Source organism: Paraburkholderia sp. UCT31, assembly GCF_014397655.1.
Classification (GTDB): domain Bacteria; phylum Pseudomonadota; class Gammaproteobacteria; order Burkholderiales; family Burkholderiaceae; genus Paraburkholderia; species Paraburkholderia tuberum.
Genome location: NZ_VZQP01000007.1, coordinates 130,487 through 152,733, shown reverse-complemented (window position 1 = coordinate 152,733; position 22,247 = coordinate 130,487). Strand labels below are relative to the sequence as shown.

Genomic DNA, 22,247 nt, shown 5'->3' with positions numbered 1-22,247 from the left:
CGATGGACGTGAATGACCGCAGCTCAGCTGCGACACGCGTGCGCTCAGCGCTTGCGGGAAGGCTTGGGCGGGGAAGAGGCGCGGCGGAATTCCTCGATCACGTCCTCGAATTCGGAGACGTCTTCGAAGCGCCGGTACACGGAAGCGAAACGGACGTAAGCGATCGTGTCGAGCGCGCGCAACTCGTTCATCACGAGTTCGCCGAGGCGCTCGCTACGCACCTCGCGCTCGCCGCTGCCGAGCAGCTGATACTCGATACGGGCGACAGCCGCTTCGATCGCGTCCACCGCAACCGGGCGCTTGCGCAGCGCCAGTTGCATGCTCGCGACGATCTTGCGGCGATCGAATTCCGTGCGCGTACCGTCCTTCTTGACGACCGACGGCAACGCCAGCTCGACCCGCTCATACGTCGTGAAACGCTTGTCGCAGGCCGGGCAGCGGCGGCGCCGGCGGATCGTCGCGCCGTCTTCGGATACGCGCGAGTCGACGACTTGCGTATCGGCATGGCGGCAGAAGGGGCAATGCATGGTTTAGCCGTAAACCGGAAAGCGCTTGGTCAGATCGGCGACCTGAACCTTCACGCGCTCGATCGTCGCGGCATCTTCCGGGTTGTCCAGCACGTCGGCGATCAGGTTGCCGACCTGCTCGGCTTCCTTCACGCCGAAGCCGCGCGTGGTCATGGCCGGAGAACCGAGGCGGATACCCGAGGTCACGAACGGCTTTTCCGGATCGTTCGGGATCGCGTTCTTGTTGACCGTGATGTGTGCCGCGCCGAGTGCCGCTTCCGCAGCCTTGCCGGTGATCTTCTTCGCGCGCAGGTCGACCAGCATCACGTGGCTTTCGGTGCGACCCGACACGATGCGCAGACCGCGCTTGACCAGCGTTTCAGCAAGCACACGCGCGTTCTCGACGACCTGCTGCTGATACGCCTTGAATTCCGGCGAAAGCGCTTCCTTGAACGCGACGGCCTTCGCGGCGATCACGTGCATCAACGGACCGCCCTGGATGCCCGGGAAAATCGCCGAGTTGATCGGCTTCTCGAACTCGGCCTTCATCAGGATCACGCCGCCGCGCGGGCCGCGCAGGCTCTTGTGCGTGGTGGTGGTGACGAAATCGGCGTGCGGCACCGGGTTCGGATAAACGCCCGCGGCGACGAGACCGGCGTAGTGCGCCATGTCGACCATGAAGTACGCGCCGACCGACTTCGCGATCTTCGACATGCGTTCGAAATCGATGCGCAGCGCGAACGCGGACGCGCCCGCTACGATCAGCTTCGGCTTGTGTTCTTGCGCGAGCTTCTCGGCGGCGTCGTAGTCGATGTCTTCGGCTTCGTTCAAGCCGTAGCTGACCACGTTGAACCACTTGCCCGACATGTTGACCGGCGAGCCGTGCGTGAGGTGGCCGCCGTGCGCGAGGCTCATGCCCATGATCGTGTCGCCCGGCTTGAGCATCGCGAAGAACACGCCCTGGTTCGCCTGCGAGCCCGAGTTCGGCTGCACGTTCGCGGCTTCGGCGCCGAACAGCTGCTTCACGCGGTCGATCGCCAGCTGCTCGGCAACGTCGACGTATTCACAGCCGCCGTAATAGCGCTTGCCCGGATACCCTTCGGCGTACTTGTTCGTGAGTTGCGAGCCTTGCGCGGCCATCACGGCCGGGCTCGTGTAGTTTTCCGACGCGATCAGTTCGATGTGCTCTTCCTGACGGCGGTTTTCCTGCTCGATGACCTTCCAGAGTTCAGGATCGACGTTGGCGATGGTGCTTTGGGCTCTGTCAAACATACGGGTTCCGTTGAGTGTTTTCAGGTTGACCGGATCGTGCGCCGAATCCTGCGTAGAGGGTACACAGCGGGGTACGCAGCGCTTTGGGCGGCGAGGCTTGCCCTGACGTGGCGAGTGGAGAGTCGCCGCACACGCGAGGCGAGCCAGCCACCGTCAGCGCAGATTAATGCGCGCGGTTCACGGCTGCCCAGGCGAACGGCAAAACGGCACCCTGCGCTTCACGGTGGGTTGTTCCACCTTGAACCCGATTGGTTGAATCGGCTGAGTCGGACGACTCGGTTCTATCGCCAGTCACGCAGGGTCGAGCGCGTTAGTGTATTGGAAGAGGCCCGAATAGGCAACCGACTTGCGGGTGCTCCGGCGGCCGCTGGCGGGGCCTCCGGACGGTTTGGCGGCCCCGCTGCGCAACCATCTGAGGAAAGCGCGCCGGTCGCGCCGCGCACCCGTTGCGCGCCGCCGCGGCAGCCGCCGATCCGGCTCGTGCATCCTTGCCGCAGCGTGCCATTGGAAGTAGGCTTTGGGCCTTTGTCTCTTACCGACCAGGGAACTGCAATGATCGTGTTTGTCACAGGAGCGTCGGCCGGATTCGGCGCCGCCATCGCCCGCTCGTTCGTCAAGGGCGGCCATCGTGTCGTCGCCACTGCACGCCGCAAGGACCGTCTGCAAGCACTCGCCGACGAGCTCGGCGACGCGCTGCTGCCGTACGAGCTCGACGTGCGCGATCGCGCCGCCGTCGAAGCCGTGCCCGCCTCGCTGCCGGCGGACTTCGCCGCGATCGACGTGCTCGTCAACAACGCCGGCCTCGCGCTCGGCACCGAGCCGGCTCACAAGGCAAGTCTCGATGAATGGAACACCATGATCGAGACCAATTGCACGGGCCTCGCGCAGGTCACGCATGCGCTGTTGCCCGGCATGGTCGAGCGCAACCGCGGGCATATCTTCAATCTGGGTTCGGTGGCGGGCCGCTGGCCGTACGCGGGCGGCAACGTGTACGGCGCGACCAAGGCGTTCGTGCGCCAGTTCAGCCTGAACCTGCGCGCCGACCTCGCCGGCACCGCGCTGCGCGTGACCGACATCGAACCGGGTCTGTGCGGCGGCACCGAATTCTCGAACGTGCGATATCGCGGCGACGACGACAAGGCCGCCAAGGTCTACGAAAACGTGCAGCCGCTGACGGCCGAAGACATCGCCGATTCCATCTACTGGATCGCCACGCGCCCAGCCCACGTCAACATCAACACGATCGAGCTGATGCCGGTCGCGCAGTCGTTCGCCGGTCTGTCAGTGCATCGCGGCTGAGTTTGAAGGCGGGCGGCCGCGGCCGCCGCTACCGTTGGTCGCGCCGCCGCCCCTCATCGTGCTGGCTTTCTCCTGCGGCACGTCGATAGCCCGCTCCGCCAGTCCCGGCCCGGCCCGGCCGGCAAAGCCGGCTCCCATCGCCGCCGACGCCCGCCACAAGCAACTCACATTTCGAAACAGACCCCGGGTTGTGCGTTCCGGTAGAATGCGCCGCATGAATATGTCGACCAGCCAGCCAGGCACGGAAATCGGCTATACGTGGCCGATCCGCGTGTACTACGAAGATACCGACGCCGGCGGCATCGTGTTTTACGCCAATTACCTGAAGTTTTTCGAACGCGCTCGCACCGAATGGCTGCGCGCGTGCGGCGTCGACCAGCACCGGCTTGCGGAAGAAAACGACGCGATTTTCATCGTGCGCAGTACCGCGGTCGATTACCGGGCTCCGGCCCGACTCGACGACATCGTGAAAATTATCAGCCGGATCGAGCGTCTTGGCCGAGCTTCGGTAGACTTCGTGCAGGAAGCATGGCGCGAAGGCACGCTGCTTGCCACCGGTTCGGTCCGGATTGGCTGTGTGGACCGCGCGACGCTGCGGCCAGCCGCGATCCCGCCGTCGGTTCTCGCCGCGCTGCGGCACGGGCCGGGCACTAGCGAGAGCGCTGACTGAACGACGGCGGCATGTCAACGGACGATCCCTGAGCCTCGTTGTTACGGGGCCAGTGAACTCATACCGGTCAGGTAACACAAAGCATGGTTCGGCTTCGATATCGCCGAAGCTTCCGTTTTGCCCACGGCAAGCTTGAAGCGGCCTTGCAGCCGGACGCCCCCTTTCCGGGACGTTAAAACGAACCTTTATGAACACTACACAAGATCTGTCGATCGTTTCACTCGTACTCAACGCGAGCCTGCTGGCCCAGGCCGTCATGGCTCTGCTGCTGTTGCTGTCGCTACTCTCCTGGACTTTCATCTTCCGCAAGTGGTTTGCGATTCGCCGGGCGCGCGCGCAAACTGAACGCTTCGAGCGTGATTTCTGGTCGGGCGGCGACCTGCAGGCGCTGTATCAGAGCGCCGCGAACAACCGTCACAGGATCGGCGCGCTCGAGCGGATTTTCGAGTCCGGCATGCGGGAATTCCTGAAGGGCAAAGAGAAGCGCCTGAACGATTCGGGCGCGATTCTCGACGGCGCCCGGCGCGCGATGCGCGCGGCGTTCCAACGCGAAATGGACGTTCTCGAAGCGAATCTGGCGTTCCTCGCGTCGGTCGGTTCGGTCAGCCCGTATATCGGTCTGTTCGGCACGGTGTGGGGGATCATGAATGCGTTCCGCGGCCTCGCCAACGTGCAGCAGGCCACGCTCGCGAACGTCGCGCCGGGCATCGCCGAGGCCCTGACCGCCACCGCGATCGGCCTGTTCGCCGCAATTCCGGCCGTGGTCGCCTACAACCGCTACGCGCACGACATCGACCGTCTGGCGATCCGTTTCGAAACCTTCATCGAAGAGTTCTCGAACATCCTGCAGCGCCAGGCACACTGAGGAGGCCATGATGGCAGGCTCCCGTTCCTCCAGCATGCGCGGCTCGCGCTCGCGTCGCGCAATGGCCGACATCAACGTCGTGCCGTACATCGACGTGATGCTCGTGCTGCTAGTGATCTTCATGGTCACGGCGCCGCTCGTCGCGCCGTCGATCGTCAATCTGCCGACCGTCGGCGGCGCGGCGCCCCAACAGCAGACACCGCCCGTCATCGTCAACATCCGCGCGGACGGCAATATGAGCGTCAAGTACAAGGACGACTCCGGCACGCAGCAGCAGGAAGACATGACGAAGGCTGGCCTCAACGGTTTCATCGCCGATCGGGCACAATCGCACCCCGATCAGCCCGTCGTGATCGCCGCCGACAAAACCGTGAAATACGAAGTCGTGATGAACGTGATGTCCGATCTGAAGGCTCGGGGCGTCAAGCGCGTCGGATTGCTCGTCAAATCGCAATGATCCGCAAGAACTCCGAATACCCGCTTCAGCCGCCGCGTGAACGCGGCACCGGGCGAGCTTTTCTGTTCGCGCTGGTGATGCATGCGCTGCTCGGATTCTTCCTGTATCGCGGCATCCAATGGCAGAACAGCACGCCCGAGGGCGAGCAGGCGGAACTGTGGACAGAGGTGCCGGATTCGGCGATTCCGCGTCCCGTCGTCACGCCGCCGCCCACGCCGGTCGCCCCTGCTCCGCCCGTGCGCGACGAACAGGCCGACATCGCGCTGCAGGAAAAGAAGCGCCAGCAGCAGGAAGCGGCTCGCGCGGCCCAACTGGCCGAACAGCAGCGCCAGTTGAAGCTGAAAGAGCAACAGGAAGCGGAAGCGAAGCGGCAGCAACAGCTGGCGGCCGAACAGGCGGCCCAGCTCGCGGCGCAGAAGGCCGCGAAGCTCAAGCAGCAGCAGGCGCAACAGCAGCAACAGCAGCAACAGCAGCAGGCCGAGAAGCTCAAGCAACAGCAGCTCGCCGAGCAGCAGAAGCAACAGCAACTGAAAGAACAGCAGGAGCAGCAGCAAAAGCAGGCTCAGGCAGAAGCGCAGAAGAAGGCTGAGGCGGAGAAAGCGGCGAAGGCCAAGGCGCAAGCCGATGCGGCCGCGCAGGCGAAAAAGCAGCTCGACAACGAACGTCGCGCGCGGCTTGCGCAGATGCAGGGTCTGGCTGGCGGCGTGGGCGGCAGCAGTTCGAGCAGCAACGGCCTGGGCAAGAGCGGAACGGGTAGCGGCTCGGGCGGCACGGCGGCATCGCCGGGTTACGCGGACAAGGTACGACGGCTGGTGCTTCAGCATGTGAACTGGGGCGGCGAAACGGAAGGTCTCGAGACCGTGATCGCCGTGCGTTGTTCGCCGGACGGCAATCAGCTGAGCGCAAACATTACCCGCAGCAGCGGCAACGCCGCGTGGGACGCCGCCGCATTGCGGGCGGTGAAAGCCTCCGATCCGATGCCTCGGGACGTCAATGGCAAGACGCCGGACTACTTCACTATCACGCTGCGTCCGGCGGCTTGATGTGCAGGCTGACAGCCGACCGGCGGCCAACGCCGCGCCCCACCCGGCGCGGCGTTGCGCGGGAACGAAATAGCCGTTTTCCGGTCTGTCTGCTGTCTTCGAGTATTAAGTAAAACCGTTTTTGAGGAACCCATACAGCATGAGTTTGATGACCAAGCTAGGCCTGCGAACCCTCGTGGCAACGTGCCTGATCGCCGTCGGCGGCGCCGCCAACGCACAACTCAACGTCCTCGTGACGGGCGTCGGATCCACTCAGTTTCCGATCGCAACGGCGAATTTCGCCAATGAAGCGAACTCCCCGCAGCAGGTCAGCACGATCGTGCGTCAGGATCTGCAACGCAGCGGCAAATTCACGAATATCGACGCAGGCTCGACGCCGGTGTCCGAGACCGATTCCGTCGACCTCGGCGCATGGAAGGCGAAGGGCGCCAACGCGTTCGTCGCGGGCAGCGTGAACCGCCTGCCGAACGGCCAGTACGAAGTGCGCTTCAAGCTGTACGACACGGTCAAGGGCGAAAGCCTCGGCGGCCTCGTGCTGGTGAGCCCGGAAAGCGGTCTGCGCATGAGCGCGCACAAGGTCGCGGACTACATTTACGCCAAGCTGATGGGCAATCGCGGCGTGTTCGCCACGCGCCTGTCGTATGTGATCAAGTCGGGCAACCGCTACCAGCTGCAGATCTCGGATTCGGACGGTCAGGACGCGCACATCGCGCTGTCGAGCCCCGAGCCGATCATCTCGCCGGCCTGGTCGCCCGACGGCACCAAGGTCGCTTACGTGTCGTTCGAGAAGAAGAAGCCGATCGTCTATATCCACGACCTGCCCACGGGCCGGCGCATCGTCGTATCGGACCAGAAGGGCAACAACAGTGCGCCGGCGTGGTCGCCGGATGGCCGCACGCTCGCCGTCGCGCTGTCGCGTACCGGCAATACGCAGATTTTCGCGGTCAACGCGGACGGCAGCGGTCTGCGTCGTCTGACGCAAGGCAGCTCGATCGACACCGAGCCGACCTACTCTCCTGACGGTCAGTGGATCTATTTCACGAGCGACCGCGGCGGCGCACCGCAGATCTACAAGATGCCGGCGCAAGGTGAAAGCGCGGGCGGCGCGGAACGCGTCACGTTTACGGGCAGCTACAACACCAGCCCGCGTGTGAGTCCTGACGGCAAGGAGCTTGCCTACATCTCGCGCGTCGGCGGTGCATTCAAGCTGTACATCCAGGACCTGCAAGGCGGATCCGCCACGGGCCTGACGGACACGACACATGACGAATCGCCGAGCTTCGCGGCGAACGGTCAGTACATTCTTTACGCCACTCAGGTGAACGGCCGTGGCGTGTTGGCCGCAGTATCGACCGACGGTCGCACTCGGCAGGTCCTGTCCGTTCAGGGGGGCAGCGTACGCGAGCCGTCCTGGGGCCCGTTTATGCAATAACGTTGATGCAATAACACAAGGAGAGTAATCAAATGATGTCCAAACTTCGTTTCGCATTCGCCGTCGTGATGGTCGGTGCACTGGCCGCATGTCACTCGGGCGTCAAGCTCGACGAAAACGCCAACAAGGGCGCAGGCTCGGCCCAACCGAACCCGACCGACGTCGCGACGGTCAACGTCGACCCGCTGAACGATCCGAACAGCCCGCTCGCGAAGCGCAGCATCTACTTCGACTTCGACAGCTACTCGGTGAAGGATGACTATCAACCGCTGCTGCAACAACACGCGCAATATCTGAAGAGCCACCCGCAGCGTCACGTGCTGATCCAGGGCAACACCGACGAGCGCGGCACCAGCGAATACAACCTCGCACTCGGCCAGAAGCGTGCTGAAGCCGTGCGTCGTTCGCTGTCGCTGATGGGCGTGTCGGATTCGCAAATGGAGGCCGTGAGCCTCGGCAAGGAAAAGCCGCTGGCAACGGGTCATGACGAAGCGTCGTGGGCACAGAACCGCCGCGCCGACCTCGCGTATCAACAGTAAGTCAACGGGTGGTGAACCGAATGACGCATCGTTTCTCCTGGCTGCGGTTTGCCGCAGCGGCCTGCGTCGCAGGCACGGCCCTCACGGCCGTGCCCGCCCATGCGGGCATGTTCGACGACGATCAGGCCCGCCAGGCCATTCTCGATCTGCGCTCGAAGACCGATAGTCTGTCGAGCCAGCTATCGGCGGCGCAACGCACGATCCTCGATCAGTCCAACCGTCTCGACCAGCTCAACCAGCAGGTCGCGACACTGCGCGGACAGAACGAGGACATGGCGAACCAGCTCACGACGCTGCAAAAGCAGCAGAAGGACTACTACACCGATCTCGACACGCGCCTGAAGAAATTCGAGCCGCAGCAACAGACGGTGGACGGCGTCCAGGGCGAGGTGCAGCCGGGTGAAACCGATGCGTTCAACGCGGCTTCACAGCAATTCCGCAGCGGCGACTTCAAGAACGCGGCGGCATCGTTCCGCAGCTTCATCTCCAAATATCCGAACAGCCCGTATCAGCCGATCGCGCAATACTGGCTCGGCAACGCGCTGTATGCACTGCGCGACTACAAGGGTTCGACGACTGTCTGGCAAGGTGTCGTGAAGAACTATCCACAGCATCCGCGTGCACCGGAAGCGCTGCTCGCGATCGCGAACAATCAGCTCGAACAAGGCCAGAAGGCCGCGGCGAAAAAGACGCTCGAGCAGATCGTCGCGCAATACGCCGGCTCGGACGTCGCGCAGTCGGCGCAGAACAAGCTGTCGCAGATCAAGTAGATCGTGGTGTTGGATTGATCACGTTTTGATGTAGTTGGCAGTAACGCGCAGTGTCCGAAGTGATAGCCACGCGCGCCTCTCGCTGGAAAGCCCGGGTAGTGATGCCCGGGCTTTTCATTTTGGGCGACGGTCTTGCCGAGTTGACAGGGCATTGGTGCGCCGATATAATTTCGCTTCTCTTTTGGGTCGTTAGCTCAGCTGGTAGAGCAGCGGACTTTTAATCCGTTGGTCACAGGTTCGAATCCCGTACGGCCTACCAAAAGATTCGAGGGCTGACATGCGAAAGCATGTCGGCCCTTTTCTTTTTCCTTTGCCCGCGTGTGCAAACAGGTACGCGCGCGGCAAACGAGCCGCCTCTTCCCGCCCGCCTCAACGTAGCCTTCCGTTCAGGCACTGCCCTCCGCCCTCCAACGCCGCCCAAAAAAACCAGGCATCCCGCAACGACATCGCGCCAACGCGCCAGCGCATTCTTATCTTTTTAGTAATTTTCGATTCATGTTTGTGCCACGGGTGGTTTGTAGCCTCGCGACTTGCAATACCGGCTGCAACTTTCAAAAAATTTCACCCACCCTACTCAAACACACAGAATGCAAACCACCCTGAAGGCGCTTCCGATCGCGGTTCTGATCTCCGCCATCTACGGCTGCGGCGGCAGCACCCAAAACACGAGCACCACGAGCAGCACCCCGGCCACGACGACGACGCCCTCGACTTCCGCCAGCAACTACACGGCTGGCAACCTGCTGGTCTCGCGCACAGCCTATGACCCGGCGTTCGCTCTGAGCGGCACACTGCCTTATAACGCGACGCCCACGACCACCAATGCAGCCCCCGTGACCGCAGTCACGCCGGGCACCTTTCCGAATGTGTTCACCAACGACGCGAACGACGCCAACTTCGGCGTGACGTCGGAAGCGTATCTGGATCAGTGGGCACCGAACGCGACGAGCCCGTCGCAAACGCTGGACATCACCGCGCAGGCCGCGAAAAGCAACGTGAATTTCGCCACCAGCTTCGCCTCGAAGTCGGAGCTCGCGCTGAACGTGTCGGTGGATCAGAAATCGCTGACCTTCACCGGCTACAACACGTCGATCGACCAGGCCGATATCTCGAACACGAATACGCCGGGCGTGGTCGACACGACCAACACCGACATCGCAACGCCTACCTACCGTACCGTCGCGCAGCTGAATTTCGCCGATAACAGCCTGTCGTTCACGAACACCAACGCGTACGCCGGCAACAACAGCCGCGCGGCCGTGCTCGCCAACGGCATGTACTACATCGTCGGCAATGCCGGCAATTCGGGCAAGAATCCGAAGCCGACGACGGCCCAGCTCGACATGCTGACGATGAACACCGGCGTGCAAAGCATCGCTCCGGGCAGCCAATGCGCGTTCACGCAAGTGATCGGCGCATTCCAGTCCGGCACGGGCACCGGCACGTACGCGGTCGCACCGGCGGGAACGGCGTGCTCGCTGGCATCGATGGGTTCGATCACGGGCGGCAGCTCGACCGGCGACCAGTTCGGCTTCTCGATCGCGAGCCTGCCGACGACGCCCGCGACCGCCGCCGACAAAACCGGCAAGGACGTCAACCTGCGCGGCCTGTTCGTCGGCCCGGACGGCACGATGTACGTCTCGAAGGGCAGCGGCGGCAATGGCGTGAACACCGTGTACCAGGTGGGCGCGACCGGCGCGCTCGCCAATGGCGGCAAGTTGCCGCAAAACGCCGCGACGACGATCGTGCCTGGTTTCCCGACGACCCTCGCGACCAACCTGACGGCGCTCACGTCGCCTAGCCAGGTGACCGGCACGGTCTATCCGTTCGGGATGTGGATCCCCGCGTCGAATCCGTCGATCATGTTCGTCGCCGACGAAGGCGACGGCACGCCGGGCGACCAGGTGAGCGGCAGCGGCGGCCTGTGGGTCTATCAGAACCAGAACGGCACGTGGATGCCGCTCGCCAACCTGACGACCGGCCTGAACCTCGGCACGGCCTACACGGTGACGGACACGACCGGCGCGTACGGTACGAAGGGCGCGAGCTATACGACGACGCCTGACGGCTTGCGCAACATCACGGGCCAGGTCAACAGCGACGGTTCGTTCACGATCTACGCGGTGACCTCGACGATCGGCAACAGCCTCGGCGCCGCGTTCGATGCGGGCGCCGACTCGAACCAGCTCGTCAAGATCACCGTGAGCATCAACGGTTCGACGGCGACCTCGACGCAGGGTTTCACCGTGATGCAGACCGCGCCGTATGGCCAGGCGCTGCGCGGCGTCGCACTCGTGCCAAAGTCCTGAGCGGGTTAGTAGATTCAAAAGAAACGACCTGCCATCCGGCAGGTCGTTTTTTCTTGCACGCTCCAACGTAAAATCCGTCACGAGCAATCGCCGTCTCGCCTCAACGCGCCGGCAGTCCCGCATTGAACCGCAACACGATCCTGCAGCCTGGCGTGTTGTCGTGAATCTCCACGACGGCCTCGTGCACCCGCGCGATCGCGGCCACGAGACTCAAGCCGACGCCATGCCCCGAAGTCGCCGCCTCCTGCCCGTTTCTGCTGCGATAGAACGGACGCAGGACAGCATCGCGCTCACCTGCCTCGATACCGGGTCCAGTATCCGCGACCTGCACGACGGGCCTTCCCGCTTCAAGCGTTGCTTGCAGCGTCACCGCGCCGCCACCGGGCGTAAACTTCAGCGCGTTATCGAGCAGATTCTCGATAGCGCCGAACAGCAGATCCACGTCGCCGCGCGCGAAAACTGGTTCGGACGCAAGCACCGCGACCGACAAACGACGGTTCTCCGCGACCGGCTCGTACAACTCCGCGACGTCGCGCAGGATGGTGTCCAGCGACACGTCGCAGAAGCTCGCGCGTCTGACATCCGCTTCGACCTCCGCGATCCTCAATAGCGCGGTGAAACGGTTCAGCACGACGTCCGATTGCGCGATCGCGGTGTCGACGGCGCTCGTGTAGTCGTCGACGGTATGCGAGCGCCGCCGCGTGCGTTCGAGGCCCGCGCGCAGATGCGTCATCGGCGTGCGCAGATCGTGCGCGATGCCCGCGCACACGCCGCGCACTTCGGCCACCAGCCGCTCGATTTCATCGAGCATCAGGTTGACGATTTCCGCCAGACGATCGAGATCGTGATGCGTGCCGCGATTCGACAGACGCCGACTCAACTGGCCCGCCATGATCTCGCGCGCCGTCAGACTCATCGAGCGGATACGTCGGTTCGACATCGCGTGAAGCGCGGCGCCGCAGCCCACGGCAAGCAGAATCGTCAGCATGAGCCCGAGGCACAGGATCTTCACGAGCGTATGGTCGAAATGAATGATCTCGTCGATCGAGTGACCGACGACCACCCGCAGACCGCTACGCGTCGGCACGATGATGCCGCGAAAATGACTGGCCAGCGACGGCGGCCCGTCGTTCATTGCTTGCGTGTAGTAGAACGGCCGGCGCTCGCGCTCGGCCGGCAACGCATGGATATTGCCGGCGAGCCAGCGGCCTTCTTCGTCGAACACGCCATAGGGCCGGCTGCTCGCGATGTCGCGCCGGCTCAGCGCCGCGATATTGGCGATCGCCTCGGCGCGGCCGATCGAGCTGAACTCGGCCACTTCTCCGCGCAGCCGTTCATCGACCTCGTGCAGCAAATACGTGTGCATCATCCAGTAGAGCATCGCGAACAGCACGACCGCGCAACTGACGAATACCATCAGCAGCCAGGTGACGTTGTTGGCCGGCAGGCGCGGCCAGCGCCTATTCGCCGGCACGGAGGACATAGCCGACATTTCGAACCGTGTGGATCATGAGTGAAAACCGTCCGTTCATACTGATCTTGCGGCGCAGGTGACCGATATGCATGTCGATCACGTTGGTCTGCGCATTGAAGTGGTAATTCCAGACTGACTCGAACAGCATCGCGCGCGTCACCGGCTGCTCCGTATGCAGCATCAGGTATTTGAGCAACTGGTACTCGCGGGGCTTCAACTCGATCGACTCGCCCGCGCGCCGGACCTGATGCGTGCCCATATCGAGCACGAGATCGCCGACGCTCAGCACCAGCGGCTGCTCCGAAGAAGAGCGGCGGCGCAGCAGCGCATTGAGGCGCGCGGTCAGTTCGAGACTGTCGAATGGTTTGGTCAGGTAATCATCGCCGCCGGCGCGCAGGCCGCGTACGCGTTCGTCGACCGCCGAAAGCGCGCTCAGTATCAGCACCGGGGTCTCTTTGCCGACGTTGCGCAACGTGGAGAGGATCGACAGACCATCCACGTCGGGCAGCATCCGGTCGAGCACGACGGCGTCGAAATCGCCGTTGAGCGCGCGCAACAGGCCGGCATGGCCGCTCGGCACGCTTTCCACCGCGAAGTCGTAGTCCTCGAGCGCGGTGGACACTTCGAGCCTCACACGCTCGTCATCTTCGACGACGAGAATGCGGGGTCTGCGCCCCGCGGGGTAGTTGATCGCTGCTCTGCTTTCCAAGAGGACGTCGTTTCCTGTGGTCGTGCGTCGCCGCATGAACGGCGACGTCAATAGCGGGGGCCGCCTATGCGGGCGCGGAGTATGACATGGCCATGTTGCTGCTTCATGACGCGTCCCGGGCGGAGCCGAAAACCGTTCACACGTGCAACTAGTCGAGCTTCAGTGCCGCGCGCACCTCCGCCTTCGCATCGGCAAAGTCGCGCTGAAAATCCGGATTGGCCATCAGCGCCGCCGCGACGAGCGTTCCGTCGATGCGACCCGCTTCGACATCGCTCGGATAGTGGACGCCGTCGACGACGCGGTTCATGCCGAATTCGCGCCCACGCGCGAATAGCGCATCGCGCTTCTCGGGGACCATCTGCGCGAGCAGGATCGCGCACAGATAGCCGAAGGTCGCATGACCGCTCGGGTACGAGTTGTAGTCGTCGCCGGGCCGCTTCGGCACGATCGGTTGCACGTCGCGGCTCGCGATGAAGGGCCGCGCGCGGCTAAAGAAATGCTTGCCGCCTTTTGCGACCCGCTCGGCATCGTGATCGACGGCTTCGAACAGCGCAGCGGTTTTCGGCAGACCGGCTTCGTTGAAGTCCGGTCCGAGCACATCCGCGAAACGGAACACGGACTTGGTGGCGTCCGCCTTCGCGCGCGCCACCTGCTCCGGCGTGCGGCTGCGCTGCGCGTTCAGCACGGCATCGAGATCGGCTTGCTGACGCTCGGAACCATCGGCGGCAGGTGGCGCGAGCAGCACGCCAAGCGGAATTTGACGGGCGTCGAGATAGCTCGCCTGCGCGGACGGTGCGGCGTAACTCGCCGCACTTGCAGCGACGAAGAGGGAAGCCGCGAGCGGCAAGTAGGTCAAGCGTTTCATCGTGTACGAGAAATGAAGAGAGATTGCAGCGAAGTGGCACGGCGCTATCGCCGCCAGGAGAAAAGGCGTGATTCACCGCCTGAACGGTGCTGCCGATGCTAGTGCGCACGTATGAATGCGCGGTGTCCACAAACTTACAAACCTGAGCGCGTCGCGTAGCGTCAGTGCGGATCGCGCCGTTGTGGGGCATCCGTAATAGCAACTTTAGATTCGTAAGATACCGATCACTTCGCATTAACGGACGGTTGATAGCATCCCGCCTCGTTCGACTCCCAGTTCATCGCCCCACTCGCGAAAGGATGCTGCACCATGCAACGGGTTAGTTTTCCCCTTAGAAAGAAGCCGCTGACGCAATTCGTTCTTGCCACACTGTGCGCGACCGGCGCACAGATCTCGCATGCCCAGACCTCGGGCGATCTCGGCTCCGTGCAAAGCACGGCCGTCTCATCATCGAACAGCGGCACGGCCACCAGCACCAACGTGCAGTCGGCACCGGCACAGGCGCCGTCGCAAGGCTCGCTCACCGCAACCCAACCGCAGTCGGTGATCAGCCGGCACTACATCGAAAACAGTACCGCTCCGACCGCGAACTACAGCGAGATCGTGCAGATCGCGCCGAGCGTGTCGAATGTTTCTCCGAACGGCTCCGGCCTGATGGAATCGCAGAGCCTGTCCATTCGCGGCTTTCAGGACGGTCAGTACAACGTGACATTCGACGGCATCCCGTTTGGCGATACCAACGACTTCACCCATCATTCGACGTCGTTTTTCTCGAACCGGGTGCTCGGCAATATCGTCGTCGACCGCGGTCCCGGCGACGCTTCGCAGATCGGCTTCGCCACCTTCGGCGGAACGATCAGCCTGCAGTCGAGGGATCCGTCGGCATCGCCGGCATTCTCGGTGCTCGGCTCGTACGGCAGCTTCGACACATGGCAGGCCGGCGCCGAGTTCAATACCGGCTATCTGCAGCAATGGGGCGATGCGCGCGCAATGGTCGGCTATGCGCAGAGCAGCAGCGACGGTTATCTGACCAACGCGGACCAGCGCCGTCAGAACGTCTACTTCAAGCTCGACAAGCCGATCGGCGACAACACGCTGCTCACGCTGTTCGCGACTTACAACAACATCCACCAGAACGTGCCGCTCGGCGCGACGGCCGCGCAGATCCAGCAGTTCGGTCCCAACTTCGGTCTTAGCGCCGACCCGACGAGTCAGGCCTATGCCGGCTACAACTTCGACAAGATCAACACGGACTTCGAATACATCGGCGTGAAAACGAAGGTCGCCGAGTGGGTGATCGACAACAAGCTCTATACGTACGGTTACTACCACAACGGCTTCAACGGACTCGACCCGAACGGTGAAACGCCAAACGGCACGATCTTCGGCCCGAACAACGTGCCGGGCCAGGAAATGAACAACAACTACCGCGCGTTTGGCGACGTCCTCGCGCTCGAGCGGCAGCTCGGTCCCGGCAAGCTGCAGACCGGCATGTGGATCGCACACCAGTCCAACTTCCGCGACAACTTCAATGTCGATTCGTCGCTGAACTTCGCGTTCATCTCGCAGAACTTCACGATGAACGACACGATGCTGACGTTTCAGCCGTATCTGCAATACGCCTGGCAACTGCAGAACGGTTTGACGATTACGCCGGGACTCAAGTACGTGTCGTTCAACCGCAGCATCGATACGCCGATGAACCAGAAGACCGGTGAGCCGCTCGATTTCAGCCACACGTGGGACAAGGTGCTGCCGTCGTTGACGCTGCACCAGCAGATCACACCGCAATGGAGCGCGTATGCGCAGTACGCGCAGGGCTTTCTCGCGCCGAACCTGAACGTGTTCTATGTCAACGATCCGACCGTCTCGGGACAACCCGATCCGGAACAGACCGACAACTACCAGATCGGCACGACGTACAAAACGGGGCGTCTGACCGTCGCCGCCGATCTGTACTACATCAACTTCCGCAACGCGGTGACGAGCCGCACGGTCGGCAACAACGTGATCTTCTCGAATGCGGGTGGTGCGACCTACAAGGGCGTCGAAACCGAAGCGACCTTGTCGGTCGGCGACGGCTTCAGCCTGTACGGCAATCTGACCTTCAATTCGGCCAAACAGAAGAGCACCAATACGTGGATGCCCAACGCGCCGCAATCGACGGCCGCCGCCGGCGTGCTCTACGAACGCGGGCCGCTCAACGGTTCGTTGCTGATGAAGTTCGTCGGCCATCAGTATGGCGATACCGGCAACACCCAGCCGATCGGCGGCTATGCGATCACCAACTTCGCCAGCTCGTACACGTTTGCCCGACTCGCACCGTGGACGCATGACACGCGCCTCGGCTTCCAGATCGACAACCTTTTCAACCGCACCAGCATCAATGCGCTGGCCGGCTACACCGTCGCGGACAACACACCGCTTTACTGGACCATCCCGGGCCGCGCGTTCGTCGCGACGCTGTCCACCGATTTCTGAACGGAGCTTCTTTCATGACTGTCGATAACCTGCTGCACCTCGCGAACAATTCCGGTGGCGTGTTGTATGTGATTGCCGCCATGCTGTTCGTTGCCCTGACGATCATCATCGAGCGCTCGTGGTTCCTGCAGCGCGCATCGAGCGGCAGCCGCGCGGTGCTCGACCAGGTCGACCGCCTCGAACAACTGAACGCCGCCTCGCTGACGGCATGCGCCGAACAGTTTCAGGCGCTGCCGATGGCGAGCCTGCTGAAGGTCGCCGGCCGGCTTGCCGGTCAGACGTCGCGCGATGAGCTCGATGCGTGTCTCGACGAAGCGATCATGCGCGAAGCACCGAACATCGACCGCTTCCTGTGGGTGCTCGACACGATCGTCACGCTCGCGCCGTTGCTCGGTCTGTTCGGCACGATCGTCGGTATGTTCAACGCGTTCCAGGTGCTGTCGAATCCGGGCAACGCACCGACCCAGGTCACGGGCGGCGTGGCCGAGGCACTGATCGCTACGGCGTCGGGTCTGTTCGTCGCGATTATCGGCCTCGTGTTCTTCAACGGTCTGCACAACCGCGTAAGAGGCGTCGTCCATCAGCTCGAAACCCTGAAGGCGGCGCTCGTGAACCGGCTTGCGGCCAGAACGCATGAGTCGGTCAAGCCGGTGCATGAAGTGCCGCGCCCGGTGGTCGGCAAATTCGCCTCGCAGGGAGTCTGACGATGAAGTATTTCGAGGCGCGAAAGGCGCGCATCGAGATCATCCCGATGATCGACATCATGTTCTTCCTACTGGTGTTCTTCATCATGATCACGCTGCACATGATCCCGAACGCGGGGCTGCGCTCGCAGCTGCCGTCGAGCGCCACGGCGCAAGCGCTGCCGCCGCCGCAGGTCACGGTAACGCTCGCGACCGACGGCAGTCTGTCGGTCGACGGCCGCACGCTGAGCCTTGCGCAATTGACCACCCTGCTCGCCGCCCGCACGGACGTCGCGCATACGGTCGTGACGATTGCCGGCTCGAAGCAGGCGCAGATCCAGCACCTCGTCTCGGTGATGGACGCGTGCCGCGCCGCGGGTGTATCGCAAATCGCGCTCGCCGCGCAGCCCGCGGCGAACTGATATGGCAACCGTACCCCCCTCCGGGATCGTGCAGGAACGAACGCGCCTATTGCCGGCCGCCGCCATCGCGCTCGTCGCGGAAGCGCTGGTGCTCGGCGCGACGATTGCGCTGCTCACGCATACGACCCGGGTGTCTTCCGTATCGCATGAAGCGCCGCCAACGCTGCTGACGCTGGCGGCACCGGCTCCCGCGCCGCAACCGCCGCAACCGCCTGCGAAGCCCGTGCCGCCTCCCGCGCGGCCGGTCGTACCCGTGCGCCATGCTGCGCACACGCCCGCGAAGCCCGTGACGGCCGCGGTGCCGAAGCGCGTGCCGACTCCGGTGCCGGTGCAGCCCGCGGCGACACCGACCGAGCCGCCATCCGTGCCCGCGCCGCAACCGCCAGCCGAGCCCGCGCGGCAACCGCCCGCACCCGCTACGGCGCCGGTTGCAGCCGCGCCTACGCCAAGCTCCGAGGGTGCGCTGCGCACGGCGATTCAGGCCGCGCTGCGCTATTCCGAATCGGCCCGCATGGCTGGCATGACGGGCCGCACACGCGTCGCGTTCCGGTATCGCGACGGCGTCGTGTCCGACCTCAGCGTCGTGGTGTCGAGCGGTATCGGACTGCTGGACCGCGCAGCGCTCGCAGCCGTGCGCGACGCCGCTTATCCGAAACCCGAGTCCGCATTCGTGGGCAAAACGCTCTCGGAGCAAGTGTGGGTCGACTTCAAACTCGACGACCACGAATGATGATCCGCTAACGCCCAACCGCACGAGGGACGTCATCCGCCCACCGGAATGGCGTCCCTCTTCCCAATCCATCCGCAGTACCAATAAGAATCTACTCAACGTGAAACTGAAAAATATCCTGTCCGCCTTGATCGCCGGCGGCGTCGCTTCCCTGCTCGCGCTGTCGAACGTCCATGCGGCGACGGGCGCCAACGCCGATCAATTCGAAATCGCGAAACGCTATGGCCTCGAAGGGGGCGAGCGTTGGGATTACGTGGCGTACGACGCTGTTCGCCAGCACCTCTTCATCAGCCGCGACACGCACGTGCAGGTGATCGATACGCGCACCGGCAAACCGGTCGGCGAGATCGCCAACACCGACGGCGTGCACGGCTTCGCGTTCGTGGAGGACCTCAAGCTCGGCTTCGTCACCAACGGCCGCGCCAATACGGTGAGCGTCGTCGATCTCGACACACTCAAGGTCGTCGACAGCATCAAGGCCGCGGGCCCCGACCCGGACGGCATCCTCTACGTGCCGGCCTTGCGGCGCATCTTCGTGAGCAATGGCCACGACGGCAGCGTCAGCGCAATCGACGTCGCGACGCGCAAGGTGGTCGCCACGATGAGCGTGGGCGGCAAGCCGGAGGCGCTCGCGGCGGACAGCCACGGGCACGTGTTCGTCAATGTGGAAGATCGCGCCGAGATCGTCGAGATGGACGGTCGGTCCGCGACGGTGCTGGCGCATTGGCCACTCGCACGGTGCGAGTCGCCGACCGGGCTCGCGATCGATCCGGCGAGCGAGCGCCTGTTTTCGGTTTGCGCCAATCACCGCATGATGATCGTCGATACGACGTCGGGCCGTCGCGTGGCCGAGGTGCTGATAGGGGGTCACCCCGACGCGGCGGCTTTCGATCCGGCCTTGAAGCTCGCGTTCAGTTCGAACGGCGCGGACGGCACGCTGACGATCGTGCATGAAGACGATGCAGACCATTACACGGTCGCGCAGAACATGCCAACGCTGGAAGGCGCGAAAACGATGGCGCTCGATGAACAGCAGCACCGGATCTATCTGGTGTCGTCGAAGTTCGGCGCGGCCGACCCGGCCACGGCTGCCAGTTCTCATCCGCGCGCGACGGTCATCCCCGGTACGTTCGAAGTGCTCGAGGCGCAGCTCAAGGCACGCTGACGCGTGGCATCGACGCACGGCCGCCCGTTGATCGCGGCGGCGCGTCAAACATCGGTTCGCCTAGATGAGGCCGTGCGCGACGCCGCTCGGCGTCGCCCAGCGCTCGCTGTCGTTCGACACGCCGAAATCGGCGGCCCGTAGTGAAACGGTGGCCGAGCAGGCCGTCGCACGCTTTGCGCTGGCGCGCGCGAGGATGCGCTGCTCGTGCACATAGAAGAATTCGAGTTGGCGCGCGTCGGACGCTTTTCGTTCGAGTTCGAACACATCCTCGAGCACGCGCCGCGACACGTGAAAACGCTGAAGTCCGCGGCCAAGCCGGATCTGAAAGACAACACCGTCGCTGTTGTGCGGCACCGCTGCCCAGATAAGCGGAATGCTACTCATGGAGCCCCCGTAACTGGATCTTCATGTCAGAAACATTGACGATTTCATCCTCGCACGGATAAACGCACGGCGCGACTTGTCAAAATTAAACAAGGTTGATTTGTCGTTTTCACCACAGTGGCAGGTGTTGCGACGCGACGCCCCAGCGAATCCTTACTCGACAGCAGTCCGTCGCTTGCGCCGCGCGGTCGTTCGTCGGGTACGATGCAATGCGGCCCGATTTAATTTGCCACGCTTCTCGCTGACTTTTCGGTGGCCGGCATGCAGAAGAATCATTCGCTTTTGCGGCGGGAATCCACACGCAAGGAATATGCGTTGGCTCGTTTGCGTCTTGCCACGAACCGCCTTATGCGCGCTGAGACAGAAGCTGAAAAGACACTCGCCACCTGCTGGATGAAGGCGTGGGCAAGCGTCATCGGCGATGCGCAGTTCCCTAAGCTTCCTTACCGACCGGCCACACCCAAAGCGAGGCGGCGCTCCTCGCCAAGGTCCCGCGATTGACATCTGCCGTCGCTCGAACTGGATGGCGACGCGGCGACATCGTCGCGCACTCCGACCCCATTCATTTGACCGTATGGTTCGCCACCTCACAGACCGTCTACGCCCTCTGCTCGCATGATCGCTTCACGACGCCTTAGAGCGTTCGCGACAAAGAGAGCAGCAAAGAAGAAACGACAAAACGGCGAGCGCGTCCCGCAACGATCGGGCTGCCCGCCGCTCAGGGGTACCCATGAAAGCTGGAAACGTAATCTGGGTAGTGACCTTGCCGTGTCTGATCGAAACGTCGCATGCGCAGGAGGTCTATCTGCAAGGCGGCACGCTGGGCATCGGGGTTGGCGCGGCGTGGAGCGTCACGTCGTGGTTCGGCGTGCACGCGGACTTCAACGCGATCAATTTGTCGCACACCTTCGAGGTTGGCGGCAATCGCTACGAAGACGGCATACGGCTGCGTCAGGGCGGTCTCTACGGCGATTTCTTTCCGTGGGCCGGCACCGGCTTTCGCGTGACAGCGGGCCTTCGTCTGACCGACAACGAAGTCAGCGGCAACTCGGTTCCGACCAACGGCATGTACGTATTCGAGGGCAAAGCCTCGCCGGCCATTCCTGGCGAGTACGCGACGGCGACCGCCCTATACCCGACCGCGATGCCCTACCTTGGCATCGGCTATGGCTTGCACCCGGGAGCCAAAGGCTGGGGGCTCGTGGTGGATCTCGGTGTCGCCTACGGCATTCCGAAGACCTCGTACACACTGTCGCCGGCGCTGTCGCAGGCCGCGGGACCGGAGATGAGTCAGCAGATCATCGACACCGGATTGCAGCAACTGCGCGATAAGGTCTCGCCTTATCGATGGTATCCGACGTTGCAGGTCGGCATTTCTTATCGCTTCTGAGGCGCAGCGCACGGAAACCGTCGCAGTACTATAAATTTGCGAAGGACTTTTCACATTCCGATTGCATAAAAAAACAAACGAAAGAAAGCGCGATACGACCTTCGCTTTTTCTGGTTATTTATCGAGATGAAAAGATATGCAATGATCGCCGCCGAATCAGCGGAGCATGTCTGAACCTTGCGCGAGCATACGTTCCGGCAACCCCACGGCCCATTGCTTTTTCATTGAACCGATAATGACCACCTTTCTGTTCGATCTGCTGTCGAACCTCGCCTTGTTCGCCATCGTATCGATGGCCTGTCGACTGTATAACCGGTTCGGGTCGGGTGCCGCGCTGAGCGGCCCTGCGATTTTCATCGTGATCGCGCTGGCCGCATGCGTGCTCGACGGCTTGTTGACGTTTGTCGTGTTCGCCGACGCGCAGAACCGCTATGGACAATTCGCCCTGCCGACGTCGTTTCTTCAGCGTGCTGGCGCGTATGCGCTCGCGATCGTGATCGCGTTCACGTGGCATCGGATATCGAGGCGCCGGCGCGGCGTGAAAAGCGACCCGGACAACGCGGTTGTCATCCAGACGTCACCGTACTCCGAATCGCAGCTGCGCATGTGAGCCCGGCACGCCCCGACCGGCTTTTCACGTACGCCCCGCCATGTTTCATCGCTATATTGCCGCCGCGAGCAGGGCAGGAACGGTCCTTGCGCATGCGGGCGCCGTCGGCTATAACTCCCGAAGACCGCGCGTTGTGGGTCATGGCACCACCGTCGTTCAATCCGTTGATGGC

The 22,247-nt window shown here is 63.2% G+C and carries 22 protein-coding genes, 1 tRNA gene and 1 riboswitch; of the genes, 17 read left to right on the top strand and 6 right to left on the bottom strand.

The features are described 5' to 3' along the window. Positions 1 to 44 precede the first annotated feature (44 nt). Complete coding sequence (nrdR, locus tag F6X40_RS07720; protein ID WP_008919734.1) at positions 45 to 527, bottom strand: transcriptional regulator NrdR; 483 nt, start codon at positions 525 to 527, stop codon at positions 45 to 47. Positions 528 to 530: 3 nt separating this feature from the next. Continuing rightward, on the bottom strand, positions 531 to 1,778 hold the full coding sequence (glyA, locus tag F6X40_RS07715) for a serine hydroxymethyltransferase (RefSeq protein WP_090803175.1): 1,248 nt from the start codon (positions 1,776 to 1,778) through the stop codon (positions 531 to 533). Positions 1,779 to 1,956: 178 nt separating this feature from the next. Next, positions 1,957 to 2,083: riboswitch (ZMP/ZTP riboswitch) on the bottom strand. A gap of 247 nt (positions 2,084 to 2,330) precedes the next feature. Between glyA and ydfG the strand changes: the two genes are divergently transcribed. From ydfG to F6X40_RS07665, 10 genes are all read left to right on the top strand, one after another. Next, on the top strand, positions 2,331 to 3,077 hold the full coding sequence (gene ydfG / locus F6X40_RS07710; protein WP_090803174.1) for a bifunctional NADP-dependent 3-hydroxy acid dehydrogenase/3-hydroxypropionate dehydrogenase YdfG: 747 nt from the start codon (positions 2,331 to 2,333) through the stop codon (positions 3,075 to 3,077). Between the two features lie 205 nt (positions 3,078 to 3,282). Continuing rightward, on the top strand, positions 3,283 to 3,747 hold the full coding sequence (gene ybgC, locus F6X40_RS07705; RefSeq protein ID WP_184055415.1) for a tol-pal system-associated acyl-CoA thioesterase: 465 nt from the start codon (positions 3,283 to 3,285) through the stop codon (positions 3,745 to 3,747). A 187-nt stretch (positions 3,748 to 3,934) separates the two neighbouring features. Then, positions 3,935 to 4,612: a protein TolQ gene (tolQ, locus tag F6X40_RS07700; protein WP_090803171.1), complete on the top strand. Its 678-nt coding sequence runs from the start codon at positions 3,935 to 3,937 to the stop codon at positions 4,610 to 4,612. 10 nt (positions 4,613 to 4,622) lie between these two features. After that, the gene (tolR, locus tag F6X40_RS07695) at positions 4,623 to 5,069 is read left to right on the top strand and encodes a protein TolR (protein ID WP_184034364.1); all 447 of its coding nucleotides are present in this window, start codon (positions 4,623 to 4,625) and stop codon (positions 5,067 to 5,069) included. Further along, positions 5,066 to 6,112: a cell envelope integrity protein TolA gene (gene tolA, locus F6X40_RS07690; protein ID WP_184067379.1), complete on the top strand. Its 1,047-nt coding sequence runs from the start codon at positions 5,066 to 5,068 to the stop codon at positions 6,110 to 6,112. The genes tolR and tolA overlap by 4 nt, the downstream gene beginning before the upstream one ends. Positions 6,113 to 6,251: 139 nt before the next feature. Beyond that, positions 6,252 to 7,544 carry a Tol-Pal system beta propeller repeat protein TolB gene (gene tolB / locus F6X40_RS07685; RefSeq protein ID WP_187627335.1) on the top strand — a complete coding sequence of 431 codons (1,293 nt, stop codon included), beginning with the start codon at positions 6,252 to 6,254 and terminating at the stop codon, positions 7,542 to 7,544. Positions 7,545 to 7,576: 32 nt separating this feature from the next. Continuing rightward, positions 7,577 to 8,083 (top strand): peptidoglycan-associated lipoprotein Pal, encoded by a 507-nt coding sequence (pal, locus tag F6X40_RS07680; protein WP_184067373.1) that lies wholly within the window; start codon positions 7,577 to 7,579, stop codon positions 8,081 to 8,083. 20 nt (positions 8,084 to 8,103) lie between these two features. Continuing rightward, complete coding sequence (gene ybgF, locus F6X40_RS07675) at positions 8,104 to 8,853, top strand: tol-pal system protein YbgF (RefSeq protein ID WP_187627334.1); 750 nt, start codon at positions 8,104 to 8,106, stop codon at positions 8,851 to 8,853. A 183-nt stretch (positions 8,854 to 9,036) separates the two neighbouring features. Then, a tRNA-Lys gene (locus F6X40_RS07670) sits at positions 9,037 to 9,112 on the top strand. Positions 9,113 to 9,440: 328 nt separating this feature from the next. Continuing rightward, positions 9,441 to 11,162 carry a hypothetical protein gene (locus F6X40_RS07665; protein WP_187627333.1) on the top strand — a complete coding sequence of 574 codons (1,722 nt, stop codon included), beginning with the start codon at positions 9,441 to 9,443 and terminating at the stop codon, positions 11,160 to 11,162. A 100-nt stretch (positions 11,163 to 11,262) separates the two neighbouring features. Here the strand turns inward: F6X40_RS07665 and F6X40_RS07660 are convergent, their stop codons facing one another. From F6X40_RS07660 to F6X40_RS07650, 3 genes are all read right to left on the bottom strand, one after another. Continuing rightward, positions 11,263 to 12,645: a sensor histidine kinase gene (locus tag F6X40_RS07660; RefSeq protein ID WP_187627332.1), complete on the bottom strand. Its 1,383-nt coding sequence runs from the start codon at positions 12,643 to 12,645 to the stop codon at positions 11,263 to 11,265. After that, positions 12,623 to 13,345 carry a response regulator transcription factor gene (locus F6X40_RS07655; RefSeq protein ID WP_187627331.1) on the bottom strand — a complete coding sequence of 241 codons (723 nt, stop codon included), beginning with the start codon at positions 13,343 to 13,345 and terminating at the stop codon, positions 12,623 to 12,625. The genes F6X40_RS07660 and F6X40_RS07655 overlap by 23 nt, the downstream gene beginning before the upstream one ends. Positions 13,346 to 13,493: 148 nt before the next feature. Next, positions 13,494 to 14,201, bottom strand: a complete 708-nt coding sequence (locus F6X40_RS07650; RefSeq protein ID WP_187627330.1) for an acid phosphatase — start codon at positions 14,199 to 14,201, stop codon at positions 13,494 to 13,496. 318 nt (positions 14,202 to 14,519) lie between these two features. Between F6X40_RS07650 and F6X40_RS07645 the strand changes: the two genes are divergently transcribed. From F6X40_RS07645 to F6X40_RS07625, 5 genes are all read left to right on the top strand, one after another. Beyond that, on the top strand, positions 14,520 to 16,691 hold the full coding sequence (locus F6X40_RS07645) for a TonB-dependent receptor (RefSeq protein WP_187627329.1): 2,172 nt from the start codon (positions 14,520 to 14,522) through the stop codon (positions 16,689 to 16,691). 14 nt (positions 16,692 to 16,705) lie between these two features. Continuing rightward, positions 16,706 to 17,395: a MotA/TolQ/ExbB proton channel family protein gene (locus F6X40_RS07640; RefSeq protein ID WP_187627328.1), complete on the top strand. Its 690-nt coding sequence runs from the start codon at positions 16,706 to 16,708 to the stop codon at positions 17,393 to 17,395. Between the two features lie 2 nt (positions 17,396 to 17,397). Continuing rightward, positions 17,398 to 17,796, top strand: a complete 399-nt coding sequence (locus tag F6X40_RS07635; protein WP_187627327.1) for an ExbD/TolR family protein — start codon at positions 17,398 to 17,400, stop codon at positions 17,794 to 17,796. A 1-nt stretch (position 17,797) separates the two neighbouring features. Continuing rightward, entirely contained in the window at positions 17,798 to 18,526 is a 729-nt protein-coding gene (locus F6X40_RS07630) for a TonB family protein (protein WP_187627326.1), read from the top strand. Between the two features lie 100 nt (positions 18,527 to 18,626). Next, positions 18,627 to 19,691 (top strand): YncE family protein, encoded by a 1,065-nt coding sequence (locus tag F6X40_RS07625; protein ID WP_187627325.1) that lies wholly within the window; start codon positions 18,627 to 18,629, stop codon positions 19,689 to 19,691. Between the two features lie 60 nt (positions 19,692 to 19,751). On the opposite strand, the gene F6X40_RS07620 is transcribed toward F6X40_RS07625, so the two are convergent. After that, positions 19,752 to 20,075, bottom strand: a complete 324-nt coding sequence (locus tag F6X40_RS07620) for a hypothetical protein (RefSeq protein ID WP_187627324.1) — start codon at positions 20,073 to 20,075, stop codon at positions 19,752 to 19,754. 730 nt (positions 20,076 to 20,805) lie between these two features. Between F6X40_RS07620 and F6X40_RS07615 the strand changes: the two genes are divergently transcribed. Then, on the top strand, positions 20,806 to 21,465 hold the full coding sequence (locus F6X40_RS07615) for a hypothetical protein (protein ID WP_262421400.1): 660 nt from the start codon (positions 20,806 to 20,808) through the stop codon (positions 21,463 to 21,465). Between the two features lie 235 nt (positions 21,466 to 21,700). Beyond that, on the top strand, positions 21,701 to 22,075 hold the full coding sequence (locus F6X40_RS07610) for a hypothetical protein (protein WP_187627323.1): 375 nt from the start codon (positions 21,701 to 21,703) through the stop codon (positions 22,073 to 22,075). The last annotated feature ends 172 nt before the right edge of the window (positions 22,076 to 22,247 follow it).